This window comes from Paenibacillus sp. y28 (assembly GCF_037137075.1).
In the GTDB taxonomy this organism is placed as follows: Bacteria; Bacillota; Bacilli; order Paenibacillales; family NBRC-103111; genus JBBBNV01.
In genome coordinates this window covers 1-26,771 of the sequence record NZ_JBBBNV010000037.1, presented here as the reverse complement: position 1 = coordinate 26,771, position 26,771 = coordinate 1, and the positions used below count along the sequence as shown (strand labels likewise).

21 protein-coding genes and 1 CRISPR repeat array are annotated in these 26,771 nt (G+C 54.2%); of the genes, 4 read left to right on the top strand and 17 right to left on the bottom strand.

The features are described from left to right. Positions 1-11: 11 nt before the first annotated feature. Together WBG83_RS20400 and WBG83_RS20395 are read right to left on the bottom strand one after the other, a co-directional pair. Positions 12-3,125 (bottom strand): efflux RND transporter permease subunit, encoded by a 3,114-nt coding sequence (locus tag WBG83_RS20400; protein WP_336747207.1) that lies wholly within the window; start codon positions 3,123-3,125, stop codon positions 12-14. Next, positions 3,122-3,631 (bottom strand): GbsR/MarR family transcriptional regulator, encoded by a 510-nt coding sequence (locus tag WBG83_RS20395; protein ID WP_336747206.1) that lies wholly within the window; start codon positions 3,629-3,631, stop codon positions 3,122-3,124. The genes WBG83_RS20400 and WBG83_RS20395 overlap by 4 nt, the downstream gene beginning before the upstream one ends. A 256-nt stretch (positions 3,632-3,887) precedes the next feature. On the opposite strand from WBG83_RS20395, the gene WBG83_RS20390 reads away from it, so the two are divergent. Next, the gene (locus tag WBG83_RS20390; RefSeq protein ID WP_336747205.1) at positions 3,888-4,769 is read left to right on the top strand and encodes a TetR/AcrR family transcriptional regulator; all 882 of its coding nucleotides are present in this window, start codon (positions 3,888-3,890) and stop codon (positions 4,767-4,769) included. A gap of 461 nt (positions 4,770-5,230) precedes the next feature. On the opposite strand, the gene WBG83_RS20385 is transcribed toward WBG83_RS20390, so the two are convergent. The 11 genes from WBG83_RS20385 to WBG83_RS20335 all read right to left on the bottom strand — a co-directional run bounded on the left by WBG83_RS20385 (position 5,231) and on the right by WBG83_RS20335 (position 17,044). Next, positions 5,231-5,896 (bottom strand): site-2 protease family protein, encoded by a 666-nt coding sequence (locus WBG83_RS20385; protein ID WP_336747204.1) that lies wholly within the window; start codon positions 5,894-5,896, stop codon positions 5,231-5,233. 124 nt (positions 5,897-6,020) lie between these two features. Beyond that, positions 6,021-7,004, bottom strand: a complete 984-nt coding sequence (gene prmA, locus WBG83_RS20380) for a 50S ribosomal protein L11 methyltransferase (RefSeq protein ID WP_336747203.1) — start codon at positions 7,002-7,004, stop codon at positions 6,021-6,023. Positions 7,005-7,168: 164 nt separating this feature from the next. Further along, the gene (locus WBG83_RS20375) at positions 7,169-8,953 is read right to left on the bottom strand and encodes a methyl-accepting chemotaxis protein (protein WP_336747202.1); all 1,785 of its coding nucleotides are present in this window, start codon (positions 8,951-8,953) and stop codon (positions 7,169-7,171) included. A 322-nt stretch (positions 8,954-9,275) separates the two neighbouring features. Further along, positions 9,276-9,659 (bottom strand): hypothetical protein, encoded by a 384-nt coding sequence (locus WBG83_RS20370; RefSeq protein WP_336747201.1) that lies wholly within the window; start codon positions 9,657-9,659, stop codon positions 9,276-9,278. Then, on the bottom strand, positions 9,652-9,855 hold the full coding sequence (locus WBG83_RS20365) for a YfhD family protein (protein WP_336747200.1): 204 nt from the start codon (positions 9,853-9,855) through the stop codon (positions 9,652-9,654). The genes WBG83_RS20370 and WBG83_RS20365 overlap by 8 nt, the downstream gene beginning before the upstream one ends. A 137-nt stretch (positions 9,856-9,992) precedes the next feature. Then, positions 9,993-11,108, bottom strand: coding sequence for a molecular chaperone DnaJ (gene dnaJ / locus WBG83_RS20360; protein WP_336747199.1), 1,116 nt, complete (start codon positions 11,106-11,108; stop codon positions 9,993-9,995). A gap of 192 nt (positions 11,109-11,300) precedes the next feature. Beyond that, on the bottom strand, positions 11,301-13,142 hold the full coding sequence (gene dnaK, locus WBG83_RS20355) for a molecular chaperone DnaK (RefSeq protein WP_336747197.1): 1,842 nt from the start codon (positions 13,140-13,142) through the stop codon (positions 11,301-11,303). A gap of 62 nt (positions 13,143-13,204) precedes the next feature. Further along, complete coding sequence (gene grpE, locus WBG83_RS20350) at positions 13,205-13,807, bottom strand: nucleotide exchange factor GrpE (protein WP_336747196.1); 603 nt, start codon at positions 13,805-13,807, stop codon at positions 13,205-13,207. Positions 13,808-13,914: 107 nt separating this feature from the next. After that, positions 13,915-15,447, bottom strand: a complete 1,533-nt coding sequence (locus tag WBG83_RS20345; protein WP_442955860.1) for a TCP-1/cpn60 chaperonin family protein — start codon at positions 15,445-15,447, stop codon at positions 13,915-13,917. A gap of 16 nt (positions 15,448-15,463) precedes the next feature. After that, entirely contained in the window at positions 15,464-16,489 is a 1,026-nt protein-coding gene (gene hrcA / locus WBG83_RS20340; protein WP_336747194.1) for a heat-inducible transcriptional repressor HrcA, read from the bottom strand. A 93-nt stretch (positions 16,490-16,582) separates the two neighbouring features. After that, entirely contained in the window at positions 16,583-17,044 is a 462-nt protein-coding gene (locus WBG83_RS20335) for an N-acetyltransferase (RefSeq protein WP_336747193.1), read from the bottom strand. 336 nt (positions 17,045-17,380) lie between these two features. On the opposite strand from WBG83_RS20335, the gene WBG83_RS20330 reads away from it, so the two are divergent. Continuing rightward, positions 17,381-17,737 (top strand): FlxA-like family protein, encoded by a 357-nt coding sequence (locus WBG83_RS20330; protein WP_336747192.1) that lies wholly within the window; start codon positions 17,381-17,383, stop codon positions 17,735-17,737. Between the two features lie 227 nt (positions 17,738-17,964). On the opposite strand, the gene hemW is transcribed toward WBG83_RS20330, so the two are convergent. Further along, on the bottom strand, positions 17,965-19,125 hold the full coding sequence (hemW, locus tag WBG83_RS20325) for a radical SAM family heme chaperone HemW (protein ID WP_336747191.1): 1,161 nt from the start codon (positions 19,123-19,125) through the stop codon (positions 17,965-17,967). Between the two features lie 237 nt (positions 19,126-19,362). On the opposite strand from hemW, the gene WBG83_RS20320 reads away from it, so the two are divergent. Then, entirely contained in the window at positions 19,363-19,992 is a 630-nt protein-coding gene (locus tag WBG83_RS20320) for a DsbA family oxidoreductase (RefSeq protein WP_336747190.1), read from the top strand. A gap of 246 nt (positions 19,993-20,238) precedes the next feature. Here WBG83_RS20320 and WBG83_RS20315 read toward each other — a convergent pair whose 3' ends face one another. Beyond that, positions 20,239-21,138 (bottom strand): DMT family transporter, encoded by a 900-nt coding sequence (locus WBG83_RS20315; protein WP_336747189.1) that lies wholly within the window; start codon positions 21,136-21,138, stop codon positions 20,239-20,241. A 101-nt stretch (positions 21,139-21,239) separates the two neighbouring features. Between WBG83_RS20315 and WBG83_RS20310 the strand changes: the two genes are divergently transcribed. After that, entirely contained in the window at positions 21,240-22,121 is an 882-nt protein-coding gene (locus WBG83_RS20310) for a LysR family transcriptional regulator (RefSeq protein ID WP_336747187.1), read from the top strand. Positions 22,122-22,354: 233 nt separating this feature from the next. Here WBG83_RS20310 and lepA read toward each other — a convergent pair whose 3' ends face one another. Together lepA and WBG83_RS20300 are read right to left on the bottom strand one after the other, a co-directional pair. Next, positions 22,355-24,169 carry a translation elongation factor 4 gene (gene lepA / locus WBG83_RS20305; protein WP_336747186.1) on the bottom strand — a complete coding sequence of 605 codons (1,815 nt, stop codon included), beginning with the start codon at positions 24,167-24,169 and terminating at the stop codon, positions 22,355-22,357. 93 nt (positions 24,170-24,262) lie between these two features. Next, the gene (locus tag WBG83_RS20300; RefSeq protein WP_336747185.1) at positions 24,263-24,835 is read right to left on the bottom strand and encodes a hypothetical protein; all 573 of its coding nucleotides are present in this window, start codon (positions 24,833-24,835) and stop codon (positions 24,263-24,265) included. 327 nt (positions 24,836-25,162) lie between these two features. After that, positions 25,163-26,600: a CRISPR direct-repeat array (repeat unit 32 nt; unit sequence GTTTCAATCCACGCACCCATACAGGGTGCGAC). Between the last annotated feature and the right edge of the window lie 171 nt (positions 26,601-26,771).

Below are 26,771 nucleotides of genomic sequence, written 5' to 3'. Positions count from 1 at the left end.
CGCTTTATCGCTTAATGAACGATTGACGTTGGGTTTGGCTCTGCTAATGCATTCTTCTTATTAAACATGCGGGAGAGGCGCGCCTTCATTCCTTCGACAATCTCATACATCACCGGCACAACAACGAGTGTCAGCAGCGTGGATGATGTCAGACCGCCGATAACAACAACGGCCAGTCCCTTGGAAATGAGTGTTCCTTCCGAAAGGCCCAGAGCCAGCGGAAGCTGTGAAACAATCGTTGCGCCAGCGGTCATAATAATCGGACGCAGACGGGACAAACCGCCCTCCAGAAGCGCTTCCCGGATGCCCATCCCTTCCTCGCGGAGCTGAATAACCTTGTCAATCAGTACGATGGCGTTGGCGACGACAATCCCGATAAGCATCAGGAAGCCAATCAGAGAAGTAATGTTAATCGACTCATTGGTAACAAACAGTCCGATAAAGCCGCCGATCGCCGCAAATGGCAGAGAGAACATAATAACGAACGGGGCGCTGGCATTGCCGAACGCAATGACCATGATCAGATAAACAATCATAATCGCCGCGATCATGGCAAGCACGAGCTGTCCGAAGCTTTCCGCCATGTCATCGCTGACCCCTTGGACCTGGGTACGGATACCGTCCGGCAGGCTAAGCTCCGCCAGTGCGGCGGTTGCTTTGGCGCTCACGCCGCCCTTGTCTTTGCTGTCGATCTTGGCTGTAACCTTGACATATTGCTGCTGCATCTCGCGGGTAACGGACGCCGGCGCGTCTATCTGGTGCACCTTGGCAACCTCGTTGAGCGCAATCGTCACGCCGGTCGGTGTGGCGAGGCGAATTGCTCCGACCGCCTGCAGCGAGTTCTTGAATTTCTCATCCACCATAATTTTTGTTACATAGCTGATGTTGTCGAATTTGATTTCGCCAATTTCATTCTCAGACAGCCACTGAGCGACAGTTTGGGTAATTTGGGCCGAGGACAAGCCGTAAAGCCGGGCTTTATTCTGATCCACACTAACCGTTACCTGCAGCTTCTTCTCGCTCAGATTGTCTTTGATTTCTTGAATTTCCGGGATTTCGGCCAGCTTTTGCTTCACCATCTGCAGGCTGGTTTCCAGCTGATTGATATCTTCTCCGATAAGCAAGTACGCGAAATCAGCGCCTGTGCCTGTTGATGCGGAGGACATCAGCGAGCCCTCCACCTCGGAGCCCTGCGGAACCATGCCCCGCATAGCCTCAGTCATCTCGGCAGCAACCTTCTTGGCATCCTGCTCCGGCTTTACGGCAGCCATAATCGAAGCATAGTAGTCGATCCGTTCGTCGCTGCTGCTATTTTGGTCGTAGCCCACCATCGATTCATAATAATCAAAGACCTTTTGCCCCGAAGCATCCTTGGCGGTGCCCAGCATCGCCTCGATTTCCCTAATCTTCAAATCCATTGTTTCAAAAGAAGTTTCTCGCGGCAGCTTTACCGTAAACTGCATTTGCTTCTCCGTACTGCTCTCCGGCATAAAGGACGAAGCCAGGAACGGAACAGTGCCTGCGACAGAAACGACAAGCAGCAGAATGGAAGCCAGCAGCACCTTGATCGGGTTGCGGAGGGAAACCTCCAGCACCTTTTTATAAGCCAAAGTCCCTTTGCCGTATACATTCTCATCGTGATGCTTGATGTTGCGGTTATTCAGCACCAGCAGTTTTGCAAGCATCGGAATAACGGTCAACGCCACAAGCAGCGACATCATCAAGGCGACGACAATCGTAATCGCGAATGGGCGGAAAATATCCCCCAGCACCCCGCCGACAAAAGCAATCGGCAGGAATACGCCTGCTGTAGTCAGTGTCGAGGACGTAATCGCCATCGCTACCTTGGCGGTAGCGATTCGAATTACCGATTCGTTGCGCTCGTGAGCCTTCTGAAGCTCGGTATAAATATTCTCGATAACGACGATACTGTCATCGACAACCCGGCCGATAGCGATGGTCAAGCCGCCGAGCGTCATAATATTGAGTGATAGGTCAAAAACCGCCATGATAGACAGTGTAGTCAGAACGGATAGAGGAATGGAGACGAGAACGATGATCGTCATGCGCACGTTCCGCAGGAACAGCAAAATCATGATCGCCGCCATAATAGCCCCGATGCTGCCCTCCTTCATCATCCCGTTGACCGACTTCTTCACTTCAGTCGCCGAGTTGTACACGTTCGTAAACTTAATGTTCGGATATTCCTTCTCCCAGTCTGCGATCATCTTGTCGAGACGGGCCGCGAATTCCACCGTATTGGCATCCTTGCCTTTATAGACGGTCAAGCCAATCGCCGGCTGATCGTTTAACCGGGTAATATATTTGGCGTCACTCAGCGCCTCCACCTTAGCCAGCTGCTTCAGCAGCAGCGTTTGGCCGTTTGAGGCCGAGATTTTCATATTTTCCAAGCCGTAAATCGTATTCAGATCGCTCTCGACCCGGACGGACTGCGACGTTCCGTTAAATTTAACGGTTCCTGCCGGATTGGTCGCAAGCGCCGCCTGAATGCTCTGCGTCACGTCACTCGGCGTCAGCCCATACGTAGTGAGGGCATTCATATCCAGCTTCAGCTTCAAGGTCGCCTCCTGCTGGCCGACCCCATCCACGTGGTCAATCCCGTCCATCGCGCTCAGAGTGGGCTCCACCACTTGCTCATAAAGCCGGTTGATTTCATCCTGATTCGTATCTCCGGTTCCATGCATAGCGGTAAAATAAATCGGAAAGCTGCCGAATCCGAATTTGGATACCTTAGGGGCAGATGCACCCGACGGAAGCTCCACGTCGGCAATGGCATCAGCAATGTCCGTCTTGGCCTTATCCGTATCGGCTCCATTCACAAGCTCGACGGTGATCAAGGAGAAGTTATCGCTCGAGGTGGAATTGATTTTCTTCAAGCCCTCAATCCCGACGATCCGCTTCTCCAGCTTCTTCGTTACATCCTCAAGCACATCTTTGGGCGGTGCGGGGTAAACCGTACTGACAAACACCATCGGCAAGGAAATATCCGGCATGGCTTCTTGCTTCAGTGTCGTGGCCGAATAGGCCCCGAAAATGAACAAAATGCAGCTGATGATGATGATTGCCGCAGCGTTTTTCAAAGAAAAACGGGTTAATTGGTTCATCTCTCTACTCCTCCATTATTCCAATCCTGCTCCAGTTCCCTCAGTTTCTGTTCAAACAAACGGTAAAATGATGCCAGTTCGGAATATCTCTGTTTAAATATGGCATACGATTCATACTCGGTCGGCTCAAGGTCCTCCAGCTTCAATAGCGCCGCTATATTCTCCTCCGCCTCATGACGCACCCGCTCGACCTTCGTCAAATGACTATGAATGACATTGGCGGCAACCGACTCGGCAATATAATAATAATCCTTGCGGTCGCGGCCGGAGGGCGCCTTACGGCACATCCCGTCCCGCTCCATTGCCCGGACCTGGACACTAACGGCTGCTTTGGAAACATGAAGACTTGTGGTAATGTCCTGCAGGCTAATCGGCTTGGCTGAAAACATCAGCAGGGAAAAAATTCTCCCCACCAACGGACTGTACCCGTTTTTTTCAAAGGCCAGCGACATATCATGACCGAGCTTGCTTCGCAGCTCTGTAAAAGTGGTTGGCGCCAGTTTCATTATCAGCTCCCCGTTTCTAGCGTTCACATCATTTTGAACCAAATAAACATCTCGTTCATCCCCTCAGAATGACCAGTCGGTCAATTAGTAATATACTGGATAAAATCAATTATTTCAATGGTTTTTTTTAATAAAATCAACTTCATTGACTAGTCGGTCATAATCTTGACGTATGTTATCGAAAGCTTTACAATGACTGTAAGCAAGAGTGATCCAGGAAAAAGGAAATGCTAAAACCAGTAAGGTGTGAAGTGCTATGCATGACAAAAAAACACAGTTGATTTTATCCGCAATCAGGCTATTTGGAGAACGTGACTATCACTCTACCTCCGTTCAGGATATCGTCACTCTGGCCGGAGTATCCAAGGGTGCCTTTTACCAGCACTTTCAGTCCAAGGAGGAGCTGCTGGTTTCCATTTACAGGCACTATTTCGACCGACTGCATAATGAATTGCAGGAAGCTCAAACCAGCGGGGAATTCACGACCCGGGAACTGCTCGTCAAAGCCATCGAGCTGCAGTGCCGGATCATCTTCGAGAATAAGGATTTCTTATGTATGATGGTAAACGGGACCGCATTCACCGAGGTTATTCGCGAGTTGATGGTCGCCAATGCGCTTCAAACGATAAAGTGGTTTCAGGAACGAATCATTGAGATGTACGGTCCGGATTTGGAGCCTCATTCTCTGGATTGCGCGAGCATGCTGACAGGGGCCGTAAAGGAGTACTTTTTTTGCCACATCTTCTACAGATACGACATGGACAGCCTCAAGGTTGCCAATTATTTAATTGATCGGCTGGATGATGTAGCTGCCGGCATCAAGCTCAAGACCCCTCAGCCTATACTAGATGCTTCACTCGGACAATCGAAGCCCGTGCTTCAAATCGAGAATAAGCCTTTGGAAGCACAGATTGAACTCATTAAGGCTTGGATGAAGCGCCATGTTAAGGATGAACAGACGGCGGCGGCAGTATTGCAATCACTGGATGCCATTGTGGATGAACTAAGAAAGGAAGCCTGTAACGGGATTATTCTGCAAGGCATGTATTCCTACTGTAAAACGCTTGCCCGCGAGGAACAAACCTTGCTTGATTTGCTGCAGCAAACCTTTGCCAACCGTATTCCGGGGGCCTGCTAATGCAAGCAGCCGTGTCAAAATTCGCGGATGTGCCGCGTGAATCAACGGATTGAATTGCCTGCCGGCGCCTGTCTGCGGTGTATGCCGCAGGACAATCTCCGTTTCTGTGCCATAATCTTTATTTTAGTTTGAAGCCTGTGCCGTTCATACAGACCCGAGTCGGTTTTAACGGCTGGACCTTAGTCTAGGACAGTCATGTCAATGCCCAAACGAACAGCGGGCCGACAAGCGCATATGCCCTGCTTTCCGGCGACGACCGCCCCGGATCGATGTCCGCGCCTCTTTTGTCCGATAATTCCATTATAGCGCCCTGATCTAAACCCAGCTTAAGCGGAATCTTAAGATTACCTAAAGAAACTGGACAGAAACAAACACCGAATTTTCCGTTAGAATAAAAAAAAGCCCGTGCCGCAAACACCTTATCAAGGCGTTCCGCAGCGCGGGCTTTCTCGTATGGTCAGCTAAATCCAGGGGGAAATCCAGGCCTGCATCACCTGAATCAGGTCAGACTGCCATGCCATAATAGGTCCGATGGTAACCCGGTTAAGAGGCGGAATAAATACCAGCAGCAGAAAAATAAAAATGGACCACTGCTCGTATTGGACCAGACGGGCCCGCAGCATCGAAGGCAGAAGCTCGAACACAATCCGGTATCCGTCAAGCGGCGGCAGCGGGATCAGGTTGAACACAAATAGCATCATATTCAATCCCACCAGCAAAGATAAAAATGTAAATACAGCTTCCGATGCCCCTTCACTCCAGCCGCTCAGCACGCCATGCTTCATCAGGTACATATAAGCAACAAGTCCGATAAAGGCAATAACCCAGTTGCTGATCGGGCCTGCGGCTGAAACCACCAGACTCATCAGGCGCGGATATTTAAAATTGCGGCGGTTCACCATAACGGGCTTCGCCCAGCCGAAACCGGCGATAAGAACGAGCAGCGTCCCGAAAATGTCGAGGTGCGACACCGGGTTAAGCGTAACCCGCCCCTGATCGCGGGGGGTGGAGTCGCCAAAGCGGTCGGCCACAAATGCATGGGCAAATTCATGGACGGTAAACGCAATAATGAGCGCCAAAATCACAAACGGCATAATATTCAGCGGAAACGCCAAAAAACTGTCCATCCCTTCGCACATTCACCTCCTGAAAAATAGCCTAAACCGGACGGAATACAGCACCCGCACAAACGACTGCTTGTTTCTTGGAGGAATACGCTGCATTCCGCTCCGGCCTGTCACGCAATCACAATTACTTCTTGGCCACAATCGCTACCCAATCCTGATCGCGATGCTTGGCCTGAATGGTAAAGCCTGTGGCCAGAAGCGCCTGCTCCACTTCGGCTTCCTTGGCGATGTAAATGCCGGAGGCAATATAAATTCCGTCCTTCTCCAGCACCTGATACACATCATCCATAAACAGCAGCAGAATCTCCGCCAATATATTGGCAACCACAAGCTGAACCGGCACACGGACACCCAGCTCAGCCTCAACGTCCGCTCCGCCTTCCTGAGCCAGACGCAGCACCTGCAGAAGGTCGCTTTCCCGGATAGTGATGGCGTCCTCCAGCTGATTCAGCTCCGTATTGCTCGTTGCACTGGATACCGCCACCGGGTCCAGATCGAGGGCCAGGACATGCTTCGCCCCCAGCTTGGCTGCGGCAATAGCCAGCACGCCCGAGCCGGTGCCGACATCAATAACCTGCTCCCCGCCGCGGATAACGCTGTCCAGCGTGCGAATGCAAAGGGCTGTTGTCGGATGCGTTCCGGTCCCGAACGCCATCCCCGGATCCAGCTCGATGATAACCTCGCCTTCACTTGGCTCATACGCTTCCCAGGTCGGTTTAATTGTCATCCGCTCGGAGATGCGCATCGGCTTGAAATATTGCTTCCATGCATTGGCCCAATCCTCTTCGTCGACTTCCCGGACGCTGAACTCAGCCTTGCCGGTGTCAATACCGATTTCCTCCTTCAGCATCCGCACCGATTCCTGAAGCGAAGCGAGCAGCTCGCTGACCTCCTCCACCTCGGAGAAATACCCCTTGATAACGGCTTCCCCTTCAGGAATATCGTTCAGCGGCTTCTCATACCATTGTCCAAGCGAGGTGTCGCGCTTGCGGTTCAACGATCCGGACTCCTCGATAGAGACGCCGCCCGCCCCAAGCTCATGCAGGAAGTTGGAAATCATCTCCTCTGCTTCTTCCGTTGTATGTATTGTAATTTCGTGCCATTTCATGCTCGTCCCATCCCTCTCTGATCTCTGCAAAATGTCGCTGCGGGCTGCAGCCAGCTTGTTCCAGCAAACGTATTCATTGTATCGCACTACCGGGGCAGATTCAAACTGAAAGCACTGCGTAACAGGATGGGGCTGCTGTCATTTCTAAAAGCTTCATGCTCCATCTACAGCTTAAACTTATCCACAGCGCCTTGAAGCTCAAGCGAGGTCACGCTCAAGCGGTTTGCCGTTCCGGTAATCTCACCGATATACGCCTGCTGGCGAACCGCTGCTTGAGCCGCCCCGTCCGACGACTCCGCCACGTAGCGTGACATGTCGGCCAACTCGGCAATCGATGCTGTAACCTGCTCCGTTCCGGCAGACATCTGCTCGGAGACAGCCGATACCTCGGCCATCTGGGCGGCAACCTCACGAATGATTTGCTGAAGCGACTTGAAGGATTCAGCCGTCTGGATGACGACCTCCTGCATCGATTCAAACTCCTGGGCTCCATGCCCCATCGCTTCCGCCACCGAAGCCGTTTCCAGCTGTATTTGTTCAATCAGCTCCTTAATGCGCTCGGTCGATACCTTGGACTGGTCGGCCAGCTTGCGAATCTCCTCTGAGACGACGGCAAAGCCCCGGCCATGCTCTCCGGCCCGAACAGCCTCGATGGATGCATTCAGCGCAAGCATATTGGTCTGCTGGCTGACATGAGAAATAAGCACGGTCATTTCTCCGATTTGCCCGGACAGCTCCTGCAGGCGCTTCATCGCTGCCGCCGACCGCTCGACAGAGGTGCGCACCTCGCCAATTTGCTCCAGATTGCGCTTCATGCGTTCATTGCCTTCCGCGCTGCTGCCGCTTGCTTGCTCCGAAGCCTCGGCAGCAGCCCCTGCGGATTCAGCTACGCGCTGAATGCCGCCAGCCATCTCCTCCATCGCCCGGCTGCTCTCCCGCGTGCTATGAAGCTGCTGCGAGGCCCTGCCCGAAATTTCCCCGATAGCCGCCGTCATGTGCCGGATCGCTTCCTCATTATGCTTCGCCCGGCTTAACAAATCGCCGGAAGCGGCGGATACCTGCTGCGAGGCTTGTCCGATATGGCTGATAAGCGGACGGATGCTGTCCAGCATGGCATTAAAATGGCTGGTAAGCAACCCAATCTCATCCTTACGTGCCGTGTTCAGCCGGCCCGACAGGTCACCTTGCGCCACCGCCTGCGCCGATGCGATTAACGGGTGAATCGGACGCAGCGCCAGCCGCACAACCAGCAACATCACAACAATTCCGAGGACAGCCGCAGCAAGCCCGATCAGAATGCTGCTGATCAGCTTTTGATGGAGCCGATCCATTAAAAAGTTATAGTCGAAATCCATTCCAACGAAAGCAACCAATGCGCCTTCCTTGTCTCGTAGAGCGCTTACAACACTGATCCAGGTACCAAATGCATCGGAGTAGGCCTCCGTTATACCGTACCCATTCCGTTCCGCCTCTTCCAGAGCCCGAAGCAAATCCGGCTGCGGCACATAGGTGGCCGCAGGCTTCTCGGACTCATACAGCTCTGCGTTGGACAGCAGGTTCAGCAAAGCCTTCGATCCGTTTTTAGTCATCCATTCCGGATAAAACAAATAGGCATTTTCAACATAGTCGCTGGCTGCATTCCGATCCATTTCCTCCTGCAGCCGGATAACCTCCGGCACGGTTTTATATGCCTCCGGATTTCGTTTGAGCTCGGCCTTGGCCTGCTCTATCCGCTCCAGCTCGGTAGAAAGCGGGGAGTGAAACATAGATTCCAGATGGTACAGCTCCTCATACAGCTGGCTGCGCTGCTGCGTGTAGGAGACAAACGCCATGACAGAGCAAATAACAAGCAGACTGATCGCGGCAATGCCCGACACTTTAAAAGCCAAAGAATGAAAATAAAAGACCCCGGTAGAAGCTTTACGTTTAGTTTGCCGCGGGAAATCCATGCAAATGAGACACCTCCATGATGTGGTAAGCCCTGGTATGCTAACCCTCTCCATTATAACGGAATTCCACAGGCGGATTCATCAATTTCTTTACGCCATCCCTCCCTTTTCATCTTGTTGGGACCCCGGTTCCCAGATGGTGTCAGGCAAAGACAGATGAATCCGCCGCCAATGTGCAAAAAACGCCAAAAGACCTGAGGAAGCTCCTCAGGTCCCAGGTCCCGTTTTGCCCGCAGAGCGCAGCGTTCAGCGTTCAGTTCCCGGCGCGCAACGTAACGTCGCATGACGGCGGATAAGCGCAAGGTCCCGGGGGGCAGGGCAGCTATACCTGTCCCCCGGCGTCCCGCACCACCTGCAAAGCCCTGTCATGCACAGTGTCTTCAACAATCGCAGTCAGCAAAATATCGCGGCCTACGCTTCCTTCCAGAAGCTCGCGTGTGCCGTCCGCCATCCCGCTGGCGCTCATATCGGCCGATGCCAGCACGCCTGTGTCCGGGTCAGGTGTATAACCGGAAAAGGTCAGTGCGGTCAAGCCGCCGAAATCGCCCGCATACGGGTTCATGACACTCCGGTTGCCCTCCCCGCCGGGAAAATAAGAAACGCGCTCAATCTGCACCTCGGCGGCCCGCAGCGCCTGCAGCTTGGTTCGGGCCCCTTGCGCCTCTTCAGGCGTCTGGAAATAAGCCAAGATGCACCGCTCACTCATTCTCTTGTAACCCGCCCTCAGCGCGGCGGTCCGCTGCTTCAGCCCTCTCCAGGGCCTTCCTATCCGCGGCATCGGCCAGCTCCCGGCTGAATTCCACATCCTCTGCCTTGCCGACAGGCAAAGCATTCGCTGTCCCGCCTTCGGCTGCCGGCGTACCCTCGTACTGCTGCTGATTATAATTTCCGGATGGTGTCATGACATCGTCTCCTCCTTCTGTACCAGGATCAACCGTAGTTTACGATGATTCCCGGCCTCCTATACATTCCGGCACAGGGCAGGGTTACGCAGAAGGAGTTTCCGGCCCGGACAAAAAGCAAAAAACTTCTCCCGGCGTTATTCACCGAGAAAAGCTTTTTTCATACGTTCAAATAAAGATTCATGCTGCTCGCTGGTCTGCTCGCCGCCGATACCGGCGAATTCGCGAAGCAGGTCCTTCTGCTGATCGGTCAGGTTCGTCGGGGTTACGATCGTCACCTTGACATGCTGATCGCCCTGCCCGTATCCGCGCAGGCGCGGAACACCTTTGCCCTTGAGACGGAAGTACGTTCCGGTCTGGGTGCCTGCCGGAATTTTCAGCTTCACCTTCTCCGTCAGCGTCGGGATTTCAATTTCATCGCCAAGTGCCGCCTGAGCGAATGTCAACGGAACCTCGCAGTAAATGTCTTCCCCTTCGCGTTCAAAGAAGTCGTGAGACTTCACCCGCAGCACAACATACAGGTCCCCTGCCGGTCCGCCTTTGGTTCCAGGCTCGCCTTCGCCGCTGACACGCATTTGCGCGCCGTCATCCACGCCGGCCGGAATTTTGAGATTAATGGTTCGTGTCCGTTTCACTTTGCCTGAGCCGTGACACGTGCCGCATTTTTCCTTAATTGTCTTCCCTTGACCGTTACAAGCAGAACACACGCGTCGGTTCACCATACGGCCGAACGGTGTATTCTGGACGACCTCCTGCTGACCGCTGCCGTTACAAACCCGGCACGTATCCGGCTTCGTCCCGGGTTTAGCTCCGCTGCCCATACACGTGTCGCACGTCTCTGTCCGCGGAATTTGCACCTCGGTCTCCTTACCGAACACAGCTTCCTTGAACTCAATGGTCATCGTGTACTGCAAATCCGAGCCCCGCTGCGGGGCGTTCGGATTCCGCCGCTGACCGCCGCCGCCAAAAAACATATCGAAAATATCGCCAAAGCCGCCGAAATCGCCGGCGCCCCCGCCGCCCATTCCTTGGGACGGGTCCGCCGTGCCGAAGCGATCATAATTGGAACGCTTCTGGCTATCGCTGAGCACCTCATAGGCTTCTTTAATATCCTTAAACTTTTGCTCCGCTCCGGCTTCCTTGTTTACATCCGGATGGTACTGGCGTGCGAGCTTCCGGTACGCTTTCTTGATTTCATCATCAGAGGCGTCCTTGCTGACCCCCAGCATTTCATAAAAATCCTGCTTGCTCAATTCCCCACCCCCAAACACCACATAAACGGCTTCACCGTCTTGAACCAAGACGGCGTCCGTTTATAGGCTGAATCGTATTCGGGCATGGCGTTCAAGCCGGCTTGCTGAAGCGATCCGGTCTTGATTCCGCCTGTGCCGATGCAGCAGGACCCCGGCAGCATTCACTGCTTCAGGCCCGGCACTGCCTTGTTATTATTTCTTGTCGTCGACAACTTCATAGTCCGCATCAACAACATTATCTTTCTTCGGCGCGCCTTGGCCCGCGTCAGGACCGGCTTCTCCAGCTTGCTGCGCTTGAGCCGCTTGCTCATACAGCTTCACGGAAAGCTGCTGTACAACCTCGGACAGCTCTTCGGTCGCCTTCTTAATCGCGTCAAGGTCAGTGCCTTCCAGCGCTTTGGTCAGGTTTTCCTTAGCTGCATTCGCTTTGTCGACTTCCGCTTGATCCACCTTGTCTCCAAGATCCTTCAGCGTCTTGTCAACCGTGTAGACCAGCTGATCCGCTTGGTTGCGGACTTCAACGGCTTCTTTCCGTTTGCGGTCTTCCTCCGCGTTCGCTTCAGCTTCCTTCATCATGCGATCCACTTCTTCAGCAGACAGCCCGCTGGAGGAAGTGATGGTGATTTTTTGGCTTTTGCCGGTGCCTTTGTCGAGTGCGGACACGTTAACGATACCGTTAGCGTCGATGTCAAAGCTGACTTCGATTTGCGGAATGCCGCGCGGCGCAGGCGGGATGTCACCCAGCATAAAGCGGCCAAGCGATTTGTTATCCGCCGCCATGGAGCGCTCGCCCTGCAGAACGTGAATTTCAACGCTCGTCTGGTTGTCGGCGTAGGTGCTGAACACCTGCGACTTATTGGTTGGAATCGTTGTATTGCGGTCGATCATTTTGGTGAACACGCCGCCTGCAGTTTCGATACCGAGGGACAGCGGAGTCACGTCAAGAAGAACAACGTCTTTTACTTCGCCGGTCAGAACCCCTGCTTGAATTGCAGCGCCGAGGGCAACCACCTCATCCGGGTTTACGCCTTTGTGCGGTTCTTTGCCGGTCAGCTTCTTAATTGCTTCCTGTACCGCAGGGATACGGGTCGAACCGCCGACAAGGACGATTTTGTGAAGATCTGCGGGAGTCAGCCCAGCGTCTTGAAGCGCTTGACGAGTCGGTCCGATCGTACGCTCAACCAGATGAGCGGACAGCTCTTCAAACTTCGCACGGGTCAGGTTGACCTCCAAGTGCTGCGGCACGCCGTCTACGACGGTGATGAACGGCAACGAGATGGTTGTCGTCAGTACGCCCGACAATTCCTTTTTCGCTTTCTCCGCTGCATCCTTCAAACGCTGTACAGCCGCTTTATCTTTGCTCAGGTCGATGCCGTGCTCTTTTTTGAACTCGGAAGCCAGGTAGTCAATGATGACTTGGTCGAAGTCGTCGCCGCCGAGGTTGTTGTCCCCGCTGGTTGCTTTTACTTCGAAAATCCCGTCGCCCAGCTCCAGGATAGATACGTCGAACGTACCGCCGCCCAGGTCATAAACGAGAATCGTTTGATCCTCCTCCTGCTTATCCATACCGTAAGCCAGTGCCGCCGCCGTCGGCTCGTTGACGATACGCAGCACGTCCAGACCTGCAACTTTACCCGCATCCTTGGTTGCTTGACGCTGGCTGTCGTTGAAGTATGCCGGAACAGTAATAACCGCTTGGGTTACTGTAGTGCCCAGGTATGCTTCCGCATCCGCTTTAAGCTTCTGCAAAATGATAGCAGAAATTTCTTGGGGCGAGAAATCTTTGCCGTCAATGGATTCCTTGTGGGCTGTCCCCATATGGCGTTTAATCGAAATTATCGTGCGATCCGGGTTCGTGATCGCTTGGCGCTTTGCGGTTTCACCGACAATGCGCTCGCCGTCTTTTTTGAAGCCGACAACCGACGGTGTCGTACGGTTGCCTTCCGCGTTAGGAATAACAACCGCTTCGCCGCCTTCCATAACGGCCACGCAAGAGTTTGTTGTACCCAGGTCAATACCAATTACTTTACTCATTGTAAGGGACCTCCTTGAATAAGGGATATTTATTTCCAGTTTATTTCCTGTAATAAAACGAATTACGAGCTGACCTTCACCATCGCGGGACGAATGACCTTGTCTTTGAGCATATAGCCCTTCTGCACTTCCTCCACAACGATGCCTTCCTCATGCTCCTCCGATTGCACCTGCATAATCGCCTGATGAAACTCCGGATTGAACGGCTGGCCGACAGCATCGATCGGGACCAGACCTTCTGCCGAGAGCACCTGATCGAACTGGCGGTAAATCATGTCCACCCCTTTAATCAGTGCGTCGTAATCGGAATTTGCCTTGGCGGCGAGAAGCGCGCGGTCAAAGTTGTCAATGACCGGCACGAGCTGCTCAATCAGCTTCAAGGAAGCGTACTTGGCGAACTCCTCCTTCTCCTGACGCGAACGGCGGCGGAAATTATCAAAGTCGGCCTGGGCGCGCAGCGCGCGCTGCTGGCTTTCCTCCAGCTGCTGCTGCAGTGCGGCGATTTGAACGTTCGCTGCTGTATCCGCTTCTGCCGAAGCGCCGGCGGCTTCCGCTTCTGTATCGGCAGGCTCCGGCTGTACGCCTTCCCCGGCTGCATCCGCTTTATATGTAGCGTCATCGGCTGTTTGAGCCGCCGCTTGTTGTTCTTCTTTAGCAAAACTCATGAATTATTCACCTCCTTGACAGTGTAACCGGAACTCCCCGGTTGTTAATCCCTTCTGCAAACGGGCTCCGCTGCTGCGCTCCCCGTATTATTCTTCGGTTAAACCGCTTAGGTATAAGCATCGGGCTTCATCTTGATGACGGTCTGGATTCGCAAAATAGCGCAGGCAACCTCGCCCGCCGCCTCCAGCGCATGAATCTTGACCGGAGCCGGGTCTACAATCCCCCGCCGCAGCATATCCGCCACCTCACCGGTGTCAAAATCAAGCGCCAGCGTGTCGCTTCCTGCGGCGAGCTGCGCGGCTTTAATCAGCTCCAGCTTCTCCAGCGGATTGTAACCGCCATTGGCCGCCATCTGCGCGAGCGGCCGCCGCAGCGCCTCCGCTACACACTGCACGCCGAAGCTTTCCAGGCCGCCGAGCCCTTCGCGCAGCCGCTCCAGCTCCCGGGCTACGGCCAGCTCCACCGCTCCGCCGCCGGGAACAATGCCGCCCAAAACAGCCGCTTGCACGCTGGAGGCCGCATCTCCGGCAATCCGCGAGCGCTCTCCGGCCACTTCACGGGTCCCTGCGCCCACAATCGCGGTAACGCGCGACCGGCCGGCTCCTTCGCGGATATACACGCGTTCGCTGCGGGCATCGTAGCGCAGCTCCCGGCAGCGGCCTACCGCCGAAGCCAGCTGGGCTGCCGGCCGCGCAAGCGCCGTTCGCTTGAGCGGCCGGGCGCCGGTATGCTCGCACAGCTGGCGCAGCTCGCTCTTCAGCGCGCGCTGCAGCACCATAATCCCATGGTCGGCGCAGAACTGCTCCGCTTCCGGGGCAACGCTGCGGTCGACCGCGATAAGCCCGATGCCCAGCTCCGGCAGCTTGGCAAGCTGGGCTGCGAACTGCGCCTTCCATTCCAGCTGCTGCCGCAGTCCGGCTTCGGTCACCAGCGCTTCTTCGCCGAGCGTCTCCGGCTCCAAGGCATCCTCGAATACCATAATCCCGTTCCCCACCGCAGTACCCGCCTCGAATAAGTAGGCCTGCAGCGGCTTCTGCTTCACTATAAGCCCGGGAAACACTTCGCTGCGCGGCTGCTCATCAGCGACGATAGCTTCGGCGAATCGGAAGCTGTCTGAGGCCAGCAGCGGGAAGCCGACCACGTGAGCCGCCTCGATGACCAGCTCGGCAATGTCCCGCTGCTCCCGTCCGGCCACCCAGGCGATCCTCGCCAGCAGTGGGTCTTCGACACCGCTTAGAGGACGGGCCCGCCGGGCTATCGCTGCTGCGGCCTCCTGTACGCCAAGCCGGATGCCCTCAATCACCTTGGACACCGGCACCCCGCGCTCCACCTGTGCCACACCCTCGCCAACCAGCGCGCCGGCAAGCACCGTGGCGGTCGTCGTGCCGTCGCCGACCTGCGCCTGCTGAGCGCGCGCCGCCTGAATAACGAGACGGGCAGCCGGATGCGTCACATCCATCATTTCCAGAATCGTCACGCCATCGTTGGTAATGACGACCTCGCCTCCACCGCCGACAAGCATCGTATCCAGCCCCTTGGGGCCAAGCGTGCCCTCCACGGCGGAGCATATGGCGCGCACCGCCGCGGCGTTGTTGCGAAGCGTGGGCTGCCGCTCCTCTGCTTCATGATTGGCATTCACCGGAGCTTCCCCCTTGTCACTTGTACAATCGCCCGATGACCGAGGAGACATCCCTGGAAATCAAATCGAGCAGGCTGATGACCTTGCCGTACTCCATCCGGGTCGGTCCAACAATGCCTATCGTGCCCAGCGACTGTCCGCCCACGGAGTAAGTGGCGGTAATCAGGCTGCACTGGCTAATGGCCTCATTCTCATTCTCGGCCCCGATGCGCACCTGTATTCCTTCCGGAACAGAATGGAACAGCTTCATTAGAGTCATCGGCTGGGCGAACAAATCAAGCAGCCCTTTGACCTTATCCACATCCCGGAACTCCGGCTGGGTCAAGATGTTCGTCGACCCGCTTACGAATATCCGGTCCTCATCGCCAGGCTCCACTACATTTTCCAACATATGCAGAAGCTCTTCGTATTGAGAAACGTACTTGCTCATCTCGCTGCTGATCTCATTGTACAGCTTTGCCCTGAAATGCAGCAGCGACACGCCCTTCAGCTTGGCATTGAGCAAATTGACGAATTTCTCCAGCTCTTCAATCGGCAAATTGTCCGGAATGGTGACCGTTTTGTTCTCCACATGACCGGTGTTCGTCACAATGATGGCGACGGCTGTTTTTTCATTCAGAGGCACGATTTGCAGATGCTTGAGGGTCGTATTGAACATCTCCGGCCCCAGCACAATCGAGGTATAATTCGTCAGACTGGACAAAATCATCGCAGCCTGCTGAACAACCTGCTCCGTTTCCTCCATTTTCTCAGCAAAAAAAACCTTGAGCATGCTTTTCTCACGGCTATCCAGCCCGCGAAGCTGTACAAGGTGGTCTACATAATAACGGTAACCTTTATGAGAGGGGATACGTCCGGCCGAGGTGTGCGGCTGCTCCAGAAATCCCAGTTCCTCCAAATCAGACATTTCATTCCGGATTGTAGCCGCACTGAAGCCAACCTCGCCCCGTTTGGAAATACTCCGGGAACCTACAGGTTCAGCAGATCGGATATAGTCATCAACAATGGCGCTAAGAACAAGCCGCTGGCGTTCTGTCAACATCGTCCGGCACCTCCTGTATCGTCGTTAGCACTCGTAACAGTTGAGTGCTAAAACCTAATACAAAAATACCAGAGCACAAAGGCCGTTGTCAAGTCAATCCAGTCGTCTCAGCACCGCAATTTCGTCGCAGCAGTGCTGCTTTTTACAGTGAACGCAGTCCTTCCATACCTTCTCGGGGAAAATTTCCTTTTCCACAACCGTAAATCCGATTCGTTCAAAAAACTTATCTGCATAAGTCAGGGCCATCACCTTCGGAATCCCCTGCAGCCTGGCCTCCTCCACCAAAAAAGCAACGAGCTTCTTGCCGATGCCAAGACCCTTCTGGCCTTCCGTAACACCCAGCGAGCGAATCTCTACCAAATCCTTGCCCAATCTGCATAACGAGCCGCAGCCGACAAACGCACCGTCCAGTTCGGCAATGACAAACGTGTCGATTTGCTCCGTCAGCGTCTCTTTGGAACGCGGCAGCATAATTCCTTTTTGTGCATAACCTTCTATTAATGTATAAAGCGCGTCAACGTCCTCCCGAACCGCCTTCCGGCAAATAACCGACATGTTCATCCCCGCCTTGTTCCAGTTGTCATCAATATGATAATACGAATAAATATACAACAGGACGCATAAAGGAGCAAGGGTTATTTTCTGTGAAAGAGCTGCTTTCATACCGGGGATGCGATAGAACGTCATGACGGTTTTAAGCCATGCTCGCAAAGCCCGGTTCCGGCTTCCCATCGGTGAAACAGGGGCCCCGCTCGTCATTGGGGAAGCCGTTCCAGGCAGATGAGTCTGTAAGGAAACTTTCAGTTTCAATTCATACTCCGTTCATACAGCGCCGGTATAATGAGCCGTATACATATTCGAGCAAGTTCAACCGCCAAGGAGGGTATCACGATGAGCATTTCATCCGTCTCAAGCAGCAGCACATCCTATTCCGCTTCTTCCAGCAGCAGTGAAAGCGAGATTAAAGCCCTGCAGAAGCAGCTGGTATCTCTGCAAAAAGAGCTTCAGGAAATAACCTCCAGCTCTGACGACCAGGAGACGAAGGAAACCAAGTCCCAGCTGCTTCAGCAGCAAATCCAACAAATCCAGCAGCAAATTCAAAGCAAACAAACCGAAGCCGGCAAAGCCGCGGCGCAAAAGGACAAGGAAAACCGGGACCCGGGCAAGGCGGACAGCCAAGGCAAGCAGGGCACCATCATTGAAAAAATCTCCTCCGACAGTCAAATCGACTACCGGATTTACGAGTAATCCGCCTAAAAAAACATCGGCCGCCCGCCTGGATAGCGGGTATGGCCGATGTTTTTTGCTGCTGCCTGATTTTCCGGTTTTTCGATTTTCCGGTTTTTCGGAGAACGACCGGATTTCGGCCGATACCGCCATTTCGCCCATTTCCAGCGCACGCGAATCCAAGGCGCGCTGAAGCGCTGCATGGCGGTCGCTCGAACCGCTGCCCCCGCCAAGACTCCTATCATCCATCACTCAGACAAAAATTCCGCAAATACCTCATTGCCGTAAACGAGTCCCTGCGGCGTCAAGCGGTAGCCGTCCGCACCGGTCGGCTCGATCAGCTCCTGCTGCAGCAGCTTCTCCAAGGGAGCCGCGAATATCTCCTCCATCCGCAGGCCGAATTGGGAGCTGAAATCCCGGTTGGAGACCCCTTCCAACAGGCGCAGGCCGACCATCATAAAATCCTCCATCGCTTCTGAGCGTGTCACCTCGAACCGTTCCAGCAGAGGGAAGCCCTTCCGGGTAGCATCGATATACGGCTGCACCCCTTTAATGTTGATATGGCGCCAGCCGTGAACATAGCCGTGCGCGCCTGCGCCGAGCCCGTAATAATCCAGATTGCGCCAATACGCGGAGTTATGGCGGCTTTCGAAGCCCGGCCGCGCAAAGTTACTGACCTCATACTGGCCGTATCCCGCTTCCCGGAGCCGGTTCATAATGAGGTAAAACATGCCGAGCTCCGAGTCCTCATCCGGCAGCGGAAGCTGCCCGCGATGGTACAGCGTATGAAACAGCGTGTTCTCCTCAACCTTCAGGCTGTAAATGGAATAATGCGGCAAATCCAGCTCCAGCGCCTTGTCCAGCGTATGCTGCATGTGCTGCTCCGTCTGATGGGGCAGCCCGAACATCAAATCAATCGACAGATTCGTAAAGCCAACCGCGCGGGCATTGGACAGGCTCCGGTACACATCATCCGTAGTATGGATGCGGCCGATGCCCTCCAGGAGCCCGTTGTCAAAGGACTGCACCCCGAAGCTAATCCGGTTGACGCCGCCCTCCTTCATGACACGCAGCTTTTCCTCATCCGTTGTGCCGGGGTTGGCCTCCATCGTAAATTCAACCGACGGGCTCCACTGTGGAAAATAAGTGCGCACGATACGCAAAAACCGCTCCATTTGGGCCGGAAGCAGCACGGTCGGCGTACCGCCGCCGACAAAGATCGTTTCGATTTGTCCCGGGGGCGTCTGCCGGACCGTACGCTCCATCTCCCGCTCCAGCGCATCCAGATACTCCTCGACGGGCTGGCCCTTCAGCACATAAGAATTGAAATCGCAATAGTGGCATTTGTTCGTACAGAATGGGATATGAATGTACACTGCGCCGGGCGCGGTGCTTGTGTTTCGGTTCATGTTCAGTCGATTCCTCTCGCTTGCCGGGCTTCCTCCGCCCGTTTGCTGTCTTTCCTGCCTTATTACCATACCACATTCCGGCGAGTTTCGCCTGTCTGCGGGTAAATTAGCGGCCTTGACTATCCTGATGATATGGTTTTCTCCGCCCCATTGGCTCCCGCCACACAAGTGATTTATACTGGTAGGAGCATAAGAGCTAATTTTCAAGAAGAATTGAGCCCAAAGGATGGATGCGCTGTGTTAATCGAAATTTATTCCGATACCGTATGCCCGTGGTGCCGGATTGGCAAAAAGAATCTGGCCGACGCGCTAAGCCGCTGGAGCGGAGAGGAAGTGGAGCTTCGTCCGCGGGCGTTCCTGCTCGATGGCACGACACCGGAGCAAGGACTGCCATTCCGCGAGTATATGTCCCGCAAAATAGGCCGCAGTGAGCAGGAGCTTGATCAAGTGTTTGACCAAGTAACCAGAGCCGGCGCCCAGAGCGGCCTAACCTTTGATTTCTCCAAGGTGAAGGTTTATCCGAATACCCGCCTTTCCCACCGGCTCATCCTCGGCGTCCCCGAAAACAAGCAAATGGAATTATTCGATCGGGTCATGCAGGCTTACTTTGAGGAGGGTCGCGATATCGGCGATGTAGAAATTCTGCTGGATATTGCGGAGGAAGCCGGTCTCGACCGGGAAGCCGTGCGTAAAACGCTAAGTGACACCGCACTGAATGCCCGCATCGATGCCGATCTGTCCACCGCCCGCCAGCTTGGAATCCGCGGCGTGCCGTTTTTCGTTATGGATGGCCGCTATGCGCTATCCGGCGCTCAGCCCGCGGAAGCGTTCCTGCAGGCGCTGGAGCAGGCCGCCCAAAAGGAATAAGCCATGTGGTCGACCGACCGCCGTCATGCAGCGAAACACCGCGCGCTGGGAGCTGCGCGCGGTGCGGATTCTTGCCGAGAAAACGGCTGCGTGTCCTGAGAAAGGAAGCGCAGCCGTTTTCATGATTTGTTGTTGCGAATCACTGCTGCCAGCGCCAGCAGCAAATGTTCACCGTATCGACTCACGCTTTTCATGTTTAGTGTACTCTTGTGCGCACCTTCGCGCTTTGCAGTCCAGCCTTGGCAATCATGGAGCGGATTGCTTCATCCGCATGGATTTCGGCTTGGCATTCACCATGAAGATGCTAGCTGCAATAAACAGCAGCCCCAGCACCAGATTCAGCGTAATCTGCTCCTTCATGAACAGCACGCTGGAAAAAATAGCGATGAGGGGAATCAGGAATGTAAATGAAGCCACTTTACCCGCTTCGCCGGACCCCACCAGCCGAAAAAATACGAACCAGCCGATCGCAATAACAAAAATCGAAATAAACAGCAAATCATAAATAAACGGCGCCGACCAAATGATGGATGACCAGCTTTCAAATAACGATCCTGCGCCCATCATGAATACGCCGCCAATCAGCAGCTGCACTGTGACCAGCCAGACCGCGTCCACTTGACCCGACGTTTTTTTGACATAGAAGGTCCCGAACGCCCAGCTGACGGCACACGCGAACCCGAGTACAACTCCCGTCATGGACAAGTCCCCGGTAAACCCGCCTGCGCTAATTGCGGCTACGCCGGCAAAGCCGATGATAAATCCGGCGATCTTCAAGCCAAACATCGCTTCTCCCAGCCACAGCCACGCCATAATGCCCAGCAACACCGGCTGCAAAAATACAATCGCGGAGAACAGCCCCGCCGGAAGATAGCCTAGGCCCAGCATCTGCAGGCCGTAAAATAAAATGATATTCAGTACGGCCGATATCACGTAAATTTTCCACGACTCCTTAAGCCGCAGCTGTTTATATCTGGTCAGCGCCACTGCCAGCAGCAGCAGCCCCCCGATGAAGGTCCGCATTCCGCCAAACAATATAGGCGGCGTGTAAGCAAGCGCAAACTTCGACAAGGGCCAGTTTACTCCCCAGATGACGACCAGAAAGCCGAGCAATAGTGCCATCTGTACTCTCGACAGCTGCTTCACGTTGACTCACACTCCCTTGTTCTCTTTTGCTTTTTTATGATACGCTAATTAACATCAGAAATAAAATGAATGCTATTTATATCAGACATGAGGATTTCATTATGACCCTGACACAATTAACGATTTTTGTCAAAGCAGTCGAGACCGGCAGCTTCACCCAGGCGGGCAAAGCGCTGAATATGACTCAGCCCGCCGTCAGCCATGCCATCGCAGGTCTGGAGGCCGAGCTTGGCGTCAGCCTGATGCTGCGCGATCGCAGCCGGGGCATTATGCTCACCGATATCGGGCGGCGCATTCTCATTCAGGCCCAGGCGATTCTAAAAAGCCTGCATCACATCGAGCAGGAAATCGCCGCGGAAAAGGGCCTGGAGACCGGCAGCATCCACATCGGCACCTTTCCGAGCGCCTCGGCCTATTTTTTGCCGAAAATTATTCGGGTGTTCCAAGAAAGCTACCCGAACCTGCAGATCGTTCCCCATGAAGGCACCATGGAGGAAATTAATGGCTGGCTCGCCAACCGTGTCGTGGACATCGGGATTATCGCATTCGGCGAGTCGAATGTCCGGACCATTCCGCTCATGAAGGAGAAAATGGTGACGGTCCTGCGCAGCGACCATCCGTTAAGCGGGCAGCCGTACCTTCGGGTCCCGGATTTGGAGAAACAGCCGATCATTATGGTCAAGGGCTGCGAGGCGCCTATTGTGGATCTGTTCGAGCGCACAGGCATCAGCCTGCGGGCGGAATTCACCGTACACAACACCGGCACCGTGTTGAACATGGTTCAGGAAGGACTGGGCCTGGCCATACTGCCGGAGCTCGCGCTCTCCTCCCTTCCTCCGGACGTGCAGTTCCGGGAGATTCAGCCGACATTTTGGCGGGAAATCAGCCTGGCGGTGCCGTCCCGGAAGGAGACCTCTACGGCCGTCCAGCTGTTTATCGAGACGATCCAGCAGCTGTTTGTGCCGAGCCATTCCCGTTTGTAAAATCGTGTATTCTTGAGGTGCCCCAACGGCGGCAGCATGCACTCGGGCCGGGTTCGTCGGATTCGGGTTCGGGTTCGGTTCGGGTTCGGGTTTGGACCGGTATCAGAAGTCGTGAGCGAGCGCGCCTCCGCCAAGATCACGTTCAGCGCAAAAATACCCGGCAGCCCTCCTGAATCAGGAGCGGCTGCCGGGTTAATTATTTTCACCGGATTTGATAACGCCAGTTTCCAGCTCTAATCGTCAATACTCAGAACCGCCATGAACGCTTCCTGCGGCACCTCTACGCTGCCGACCTGCTTCATGCGCTTCTTCCCTTCCTTCTGCTTCTCCAGGAGCTTCCGCTTCCGGGAGATGTCCCCGCCGTAGCACTTGGCCAGGACGTTCTTGCGCATCGCTTTGACCGTTTCGCGGGCGATAACCTTCGTCCCGATCGAAGCCTGAACCGGCACCTCGAACATTTGGCGCGGGATGAGCTCCTTCAGCTTCTCGCAGATGATGCGGCCGCGGTTGTACGCACGGTCACGGTGCACGATAACGGACAGCGCATCGACCTGCTCGCCGTTGAGCATAATGTCCATCTTGACCAGATTGGACCGCTTGTAGCCCGACAGCTCGTAATCAAACGACGCATAGCCCCGGGTATTGGATTTCAGCTGATCGAAGAAATCGTACACGATTTCGGACAGCGGAATATCGTAGGTCAGTGTGACGCGAGTCGTATCGAGATACTGCATATCCACGAACTCTCCTCGCTTGCCCTGGCACAGCTCCATGATGGCGCCGACATAATCGTTCGGCACAATAATTTTCGCTTTGACGAACGGCTCTTCGACAAAGTCGATCTTCCCCTGCTCCGGCATCAGCGACGGGTTATCGATATTCATCTGCTCCCCGTTCGTGAGCGTCACCTTAAAAATAACGCTTGGCGCCGTCGTAATGAGCGGTATGTTAAACTCGCGCTCGATCCGTTCCTGAATAATCTCCATGTGCAGCAAGCCGAGGAAGCCGCAGCGGAAGCCGAAGCCAAGCGCGGTGGACGTCTCCGGCTCGTAACGGAGCGAAGCGTCGTTCAGCTCCAGCTTCTCCAGCGCTTCGCGCAGATCGTCATAGTCGGACGACTCAATCGGGTACAGACCGCAGAACACCATCGGGTTAATGCGGCGGTAGCCGGGCAGCGGCTCAGGGGCCGGATTTTTGAAATCGGTAATCGTATCCCCGACCCGGGTATCCTTAACGTTCTTAATCCCGGCTACAACGAAGCCGACGTCTCCGACGTACAGCGCATCCACAGTCCCCATACGCGGCTTGAACGCCCCGACCTCAATGACCTCGAAGGTCGCGCCGGTCGCCATAAACTTGATTTTGGACCCCGCCTTAATCGTGCCGTCAATGACCCGCACGTATACGATAACCCCTTTATACGGGTCGTAGTGGGAGTCGAAAATGAGCGCTTTCAGCGGCTGATCCGGATCGCCTGTGGGAGCCGGCACAAGCTGTACGACCTGCTCCAAAATTTCTTTAATGCCGATGCCGGCCTTCGCCGAAGCAAGCACAGCCTCACTGGCATCCAGACCGATGACATCTTCGATCTCCTGCTTCACCCGGTCCGGGTCTGCGCTCGGCAAATCGATTTTGTTAATGACCGGCAGTATTTCCAGGTTGTTGTCCAGCGCCAAATATACGTTCGCCAGCGTCTGCGCCTCAATGCCCTGGGCTGCGTCAACGACCAGCAGCGCCCCTTCACAGGCCGCCAGGCTGCGCGACACCTCATACGTAAAGTCGACGTGTCCCGGTGTATCAATCAGGTTAAGAATATATTCTTCGCCGTCATCGGCGCGATAGTTCAGTCGTACGGCCTGCAGCTTAATCGTGATGCCGCGCTCCCGCTCGAGATCCATCTGGTCCAGCACCTGCTCCTGCATTTCACGCGAAGTCAGCGCGCCGGTAAACTCCAAAATCCGGTCCGCCAGCGTCGATTTGCCGTGGTCAATATGGGCAATGATGCTGAAGTTGCGGATTTTCTTTTGTCTGGCTTGAATGTCGGACATGCAGCGATCCCCCTACACAAGTAACGAAACTAAATACATTTTATTATACCAATAGCCGAACATAAGGGCAATGGGACGGCTGCGGGAACTAGATTATGGCAGATATTGGGTATTATAAGCAATAAACCCTTTCTCCGCAGTAAACAACGGGAACGGCTTGACCAGCGAGAACACCTCGGCCGGCTTATCGTATTCCAGCTCATGATACATCCGGGTATTCGTCCAGCCCTTCGGGAAATCTCCCTTTTGAAGCTGACGAATGAACGGCTCATCGCCAAAGGAATCCGCCTTCGTCGAAATCGTGGAGCTCAGCACGGACTGGTCCTCGAAATTGTACAAATAAATCGAATTCAGCAATTTATTATTAATCACGACATTATTGAAATTATCCGACACCTTGTTGGCGTAATAGTATCTTTTGAACGTATCCGATGTATACAAATACTCCTGCAGGCTCTCGTTCTGATCGATCTCTTTAATCATCGTGCCGTCTATCGCTTTGAACGACTGCTCCAAAATCGCCAGCACATAATTTGCAAACGCCGCGTTCGTTTTCAACGATTGCTTCTGCGAGGTCTCATGAATCATAAAGGTCGAGATCAAAAAAATGACCGCAATGACACATAAAAAATCGGGAAATACGAGAACAGCATTTTGAGAAACCACCGATTTTTGTTCAAGCTTCCCCTGCTTTCAATTCCTTGATGTCCTGATGCACAGTTATTGTTTACTATAGTCCAGTTTTATTGTAATAGCCACTAGACATTTTTTTACAAGTGCTCAATCCTTGCGGTTACCCGGGTAAAAGAGACATCCAGGCGGGAAAAGACCGGGAAAACAAAAAAACGTGCGCTGCCGGGAGGCTTTGCACATTTGCACATATCGATCGTGTTCAAACCGGTTGCGCTCCCAAGGAGAAAGGACCGCCGAAGCCAAAAGGCTCACGTACAGGGGCGACGCGAAGTACGCCCAGGGAGACTATGACGTCGAGCTGTTTCAATCCACGCACCCATACAGGGTGCGACGCCTTCCAATCCTGTTGCATCGGTTGCCGCTGAGTTTCAATCCACGCACCCATACAGGGTGCGACGATGGACGAGGCGGGCCTCTTGTTCGATCAGTTGTTTCAATCCACGCACCCATACAGGGTGCGACATAATGCCGATAATGATTTTTTTGTATTGGCAATGCGTTTCAATCCACGCACCCATACAGGGTGCGACAACACACGTTATGATCGCCGTTGGGATTCGAGTGTTTCAATCCACGCACCCATACAGGGTGCGACCAAAAGCGGATGTATAATACGCTGGTTGCCATCGGCGTTTCAATCCACGCACCCATACAGGGTGCGACGTGACCCGGCCGCTACTATCTTTGGACAGATACGGTTTCAATCCACGCACCCATACAGGGTGCGACCCTGTGGCTCCTGTGGCGGCTCCTAATTCCGAAGTCGTTTCAATCCACGCACCCATACAGGGTGCGACCCGCCTGGTGGTCCGGCTTTGGCAAGGCAGGGGAGGGTTTCAATCCACGCACCCATACAGGGTGCGACTTCAAAGTGTCGAGCGCCTTATTGAGAACTTACTCCGGTTTCAATCCACGCACCCATACAGGGTGCGACCAGGAAGGGGAATATAAAATGAAGTTTGTTAAAAATGTTTCAATCCACGCACCCATACAGGGTGCGACGGCGCTGGGTCGCCAGCTGGGGCGTTGTGCTGGAGTTTCAATCCACGCACCCATACAGGGTGCGACTCCCTGCGCTGAAACGCAAGGTAAGAGCGGACAGCGGTTTCAATCCACGCACCCATACAGGGTGCGACTTTCAATAAATTCATTATGAGTTAATCTCCTCAATTGTTTCAATCCACGCACCCATACAGGGTGCGACCGGCACGATGGGCGGCAGGGATGACGGCTACCCTGTTTCAATCCACGCACCCATACAGGGTGCGACGTTCAAAATATCAATAAAATCTTTGTAATCCTCCAGTTTCAATCCACGCACCCATACAGGGTGCGACTTGCCCAGTTAATCCTCCATGCGCTGCTTGTCTTGGGTTTCAATCCACGCACCCATACAGGGTGCGACTCAGTGGCGCGGAACTGGATACCAGCCTGAGTCTCGTTTCAATCCACGCACCCATACAGGGTGCGACTATAATCGATGAAAATAAATTTAGTTTTGATCCGTTTCAATCCACGCACCCATACAGGGTGCGACATTCAGATTGGTTTAATACATATGATTCAATCGCTGTTTCAATCCACGCACCCATACAGGGTGCGACTTCCTCTTCCAGTGTTTCTGCATCCACATCGAGTGTTTCAATCCACGCACCCATACAGGGTGCGACGGGGATGAGTAAATATTAACCCAGTTTCCCCAAAAGGTTTCAATCCACGCACCCATACAGGGTGCGACAGCGAAAACAAGCATGATTCATACCGTTGTAAGCGTCAAACCAAACCCACCTGTTCGTAGGCAAAGCAATCCCTCATAATGAATCCATCATGCTAACGAGAGGATGGATTCTAAATTGGAAATGAATCTGCAAGCCATATGGAGCGAGCGGATCGCGGCCTACCAGGCCAG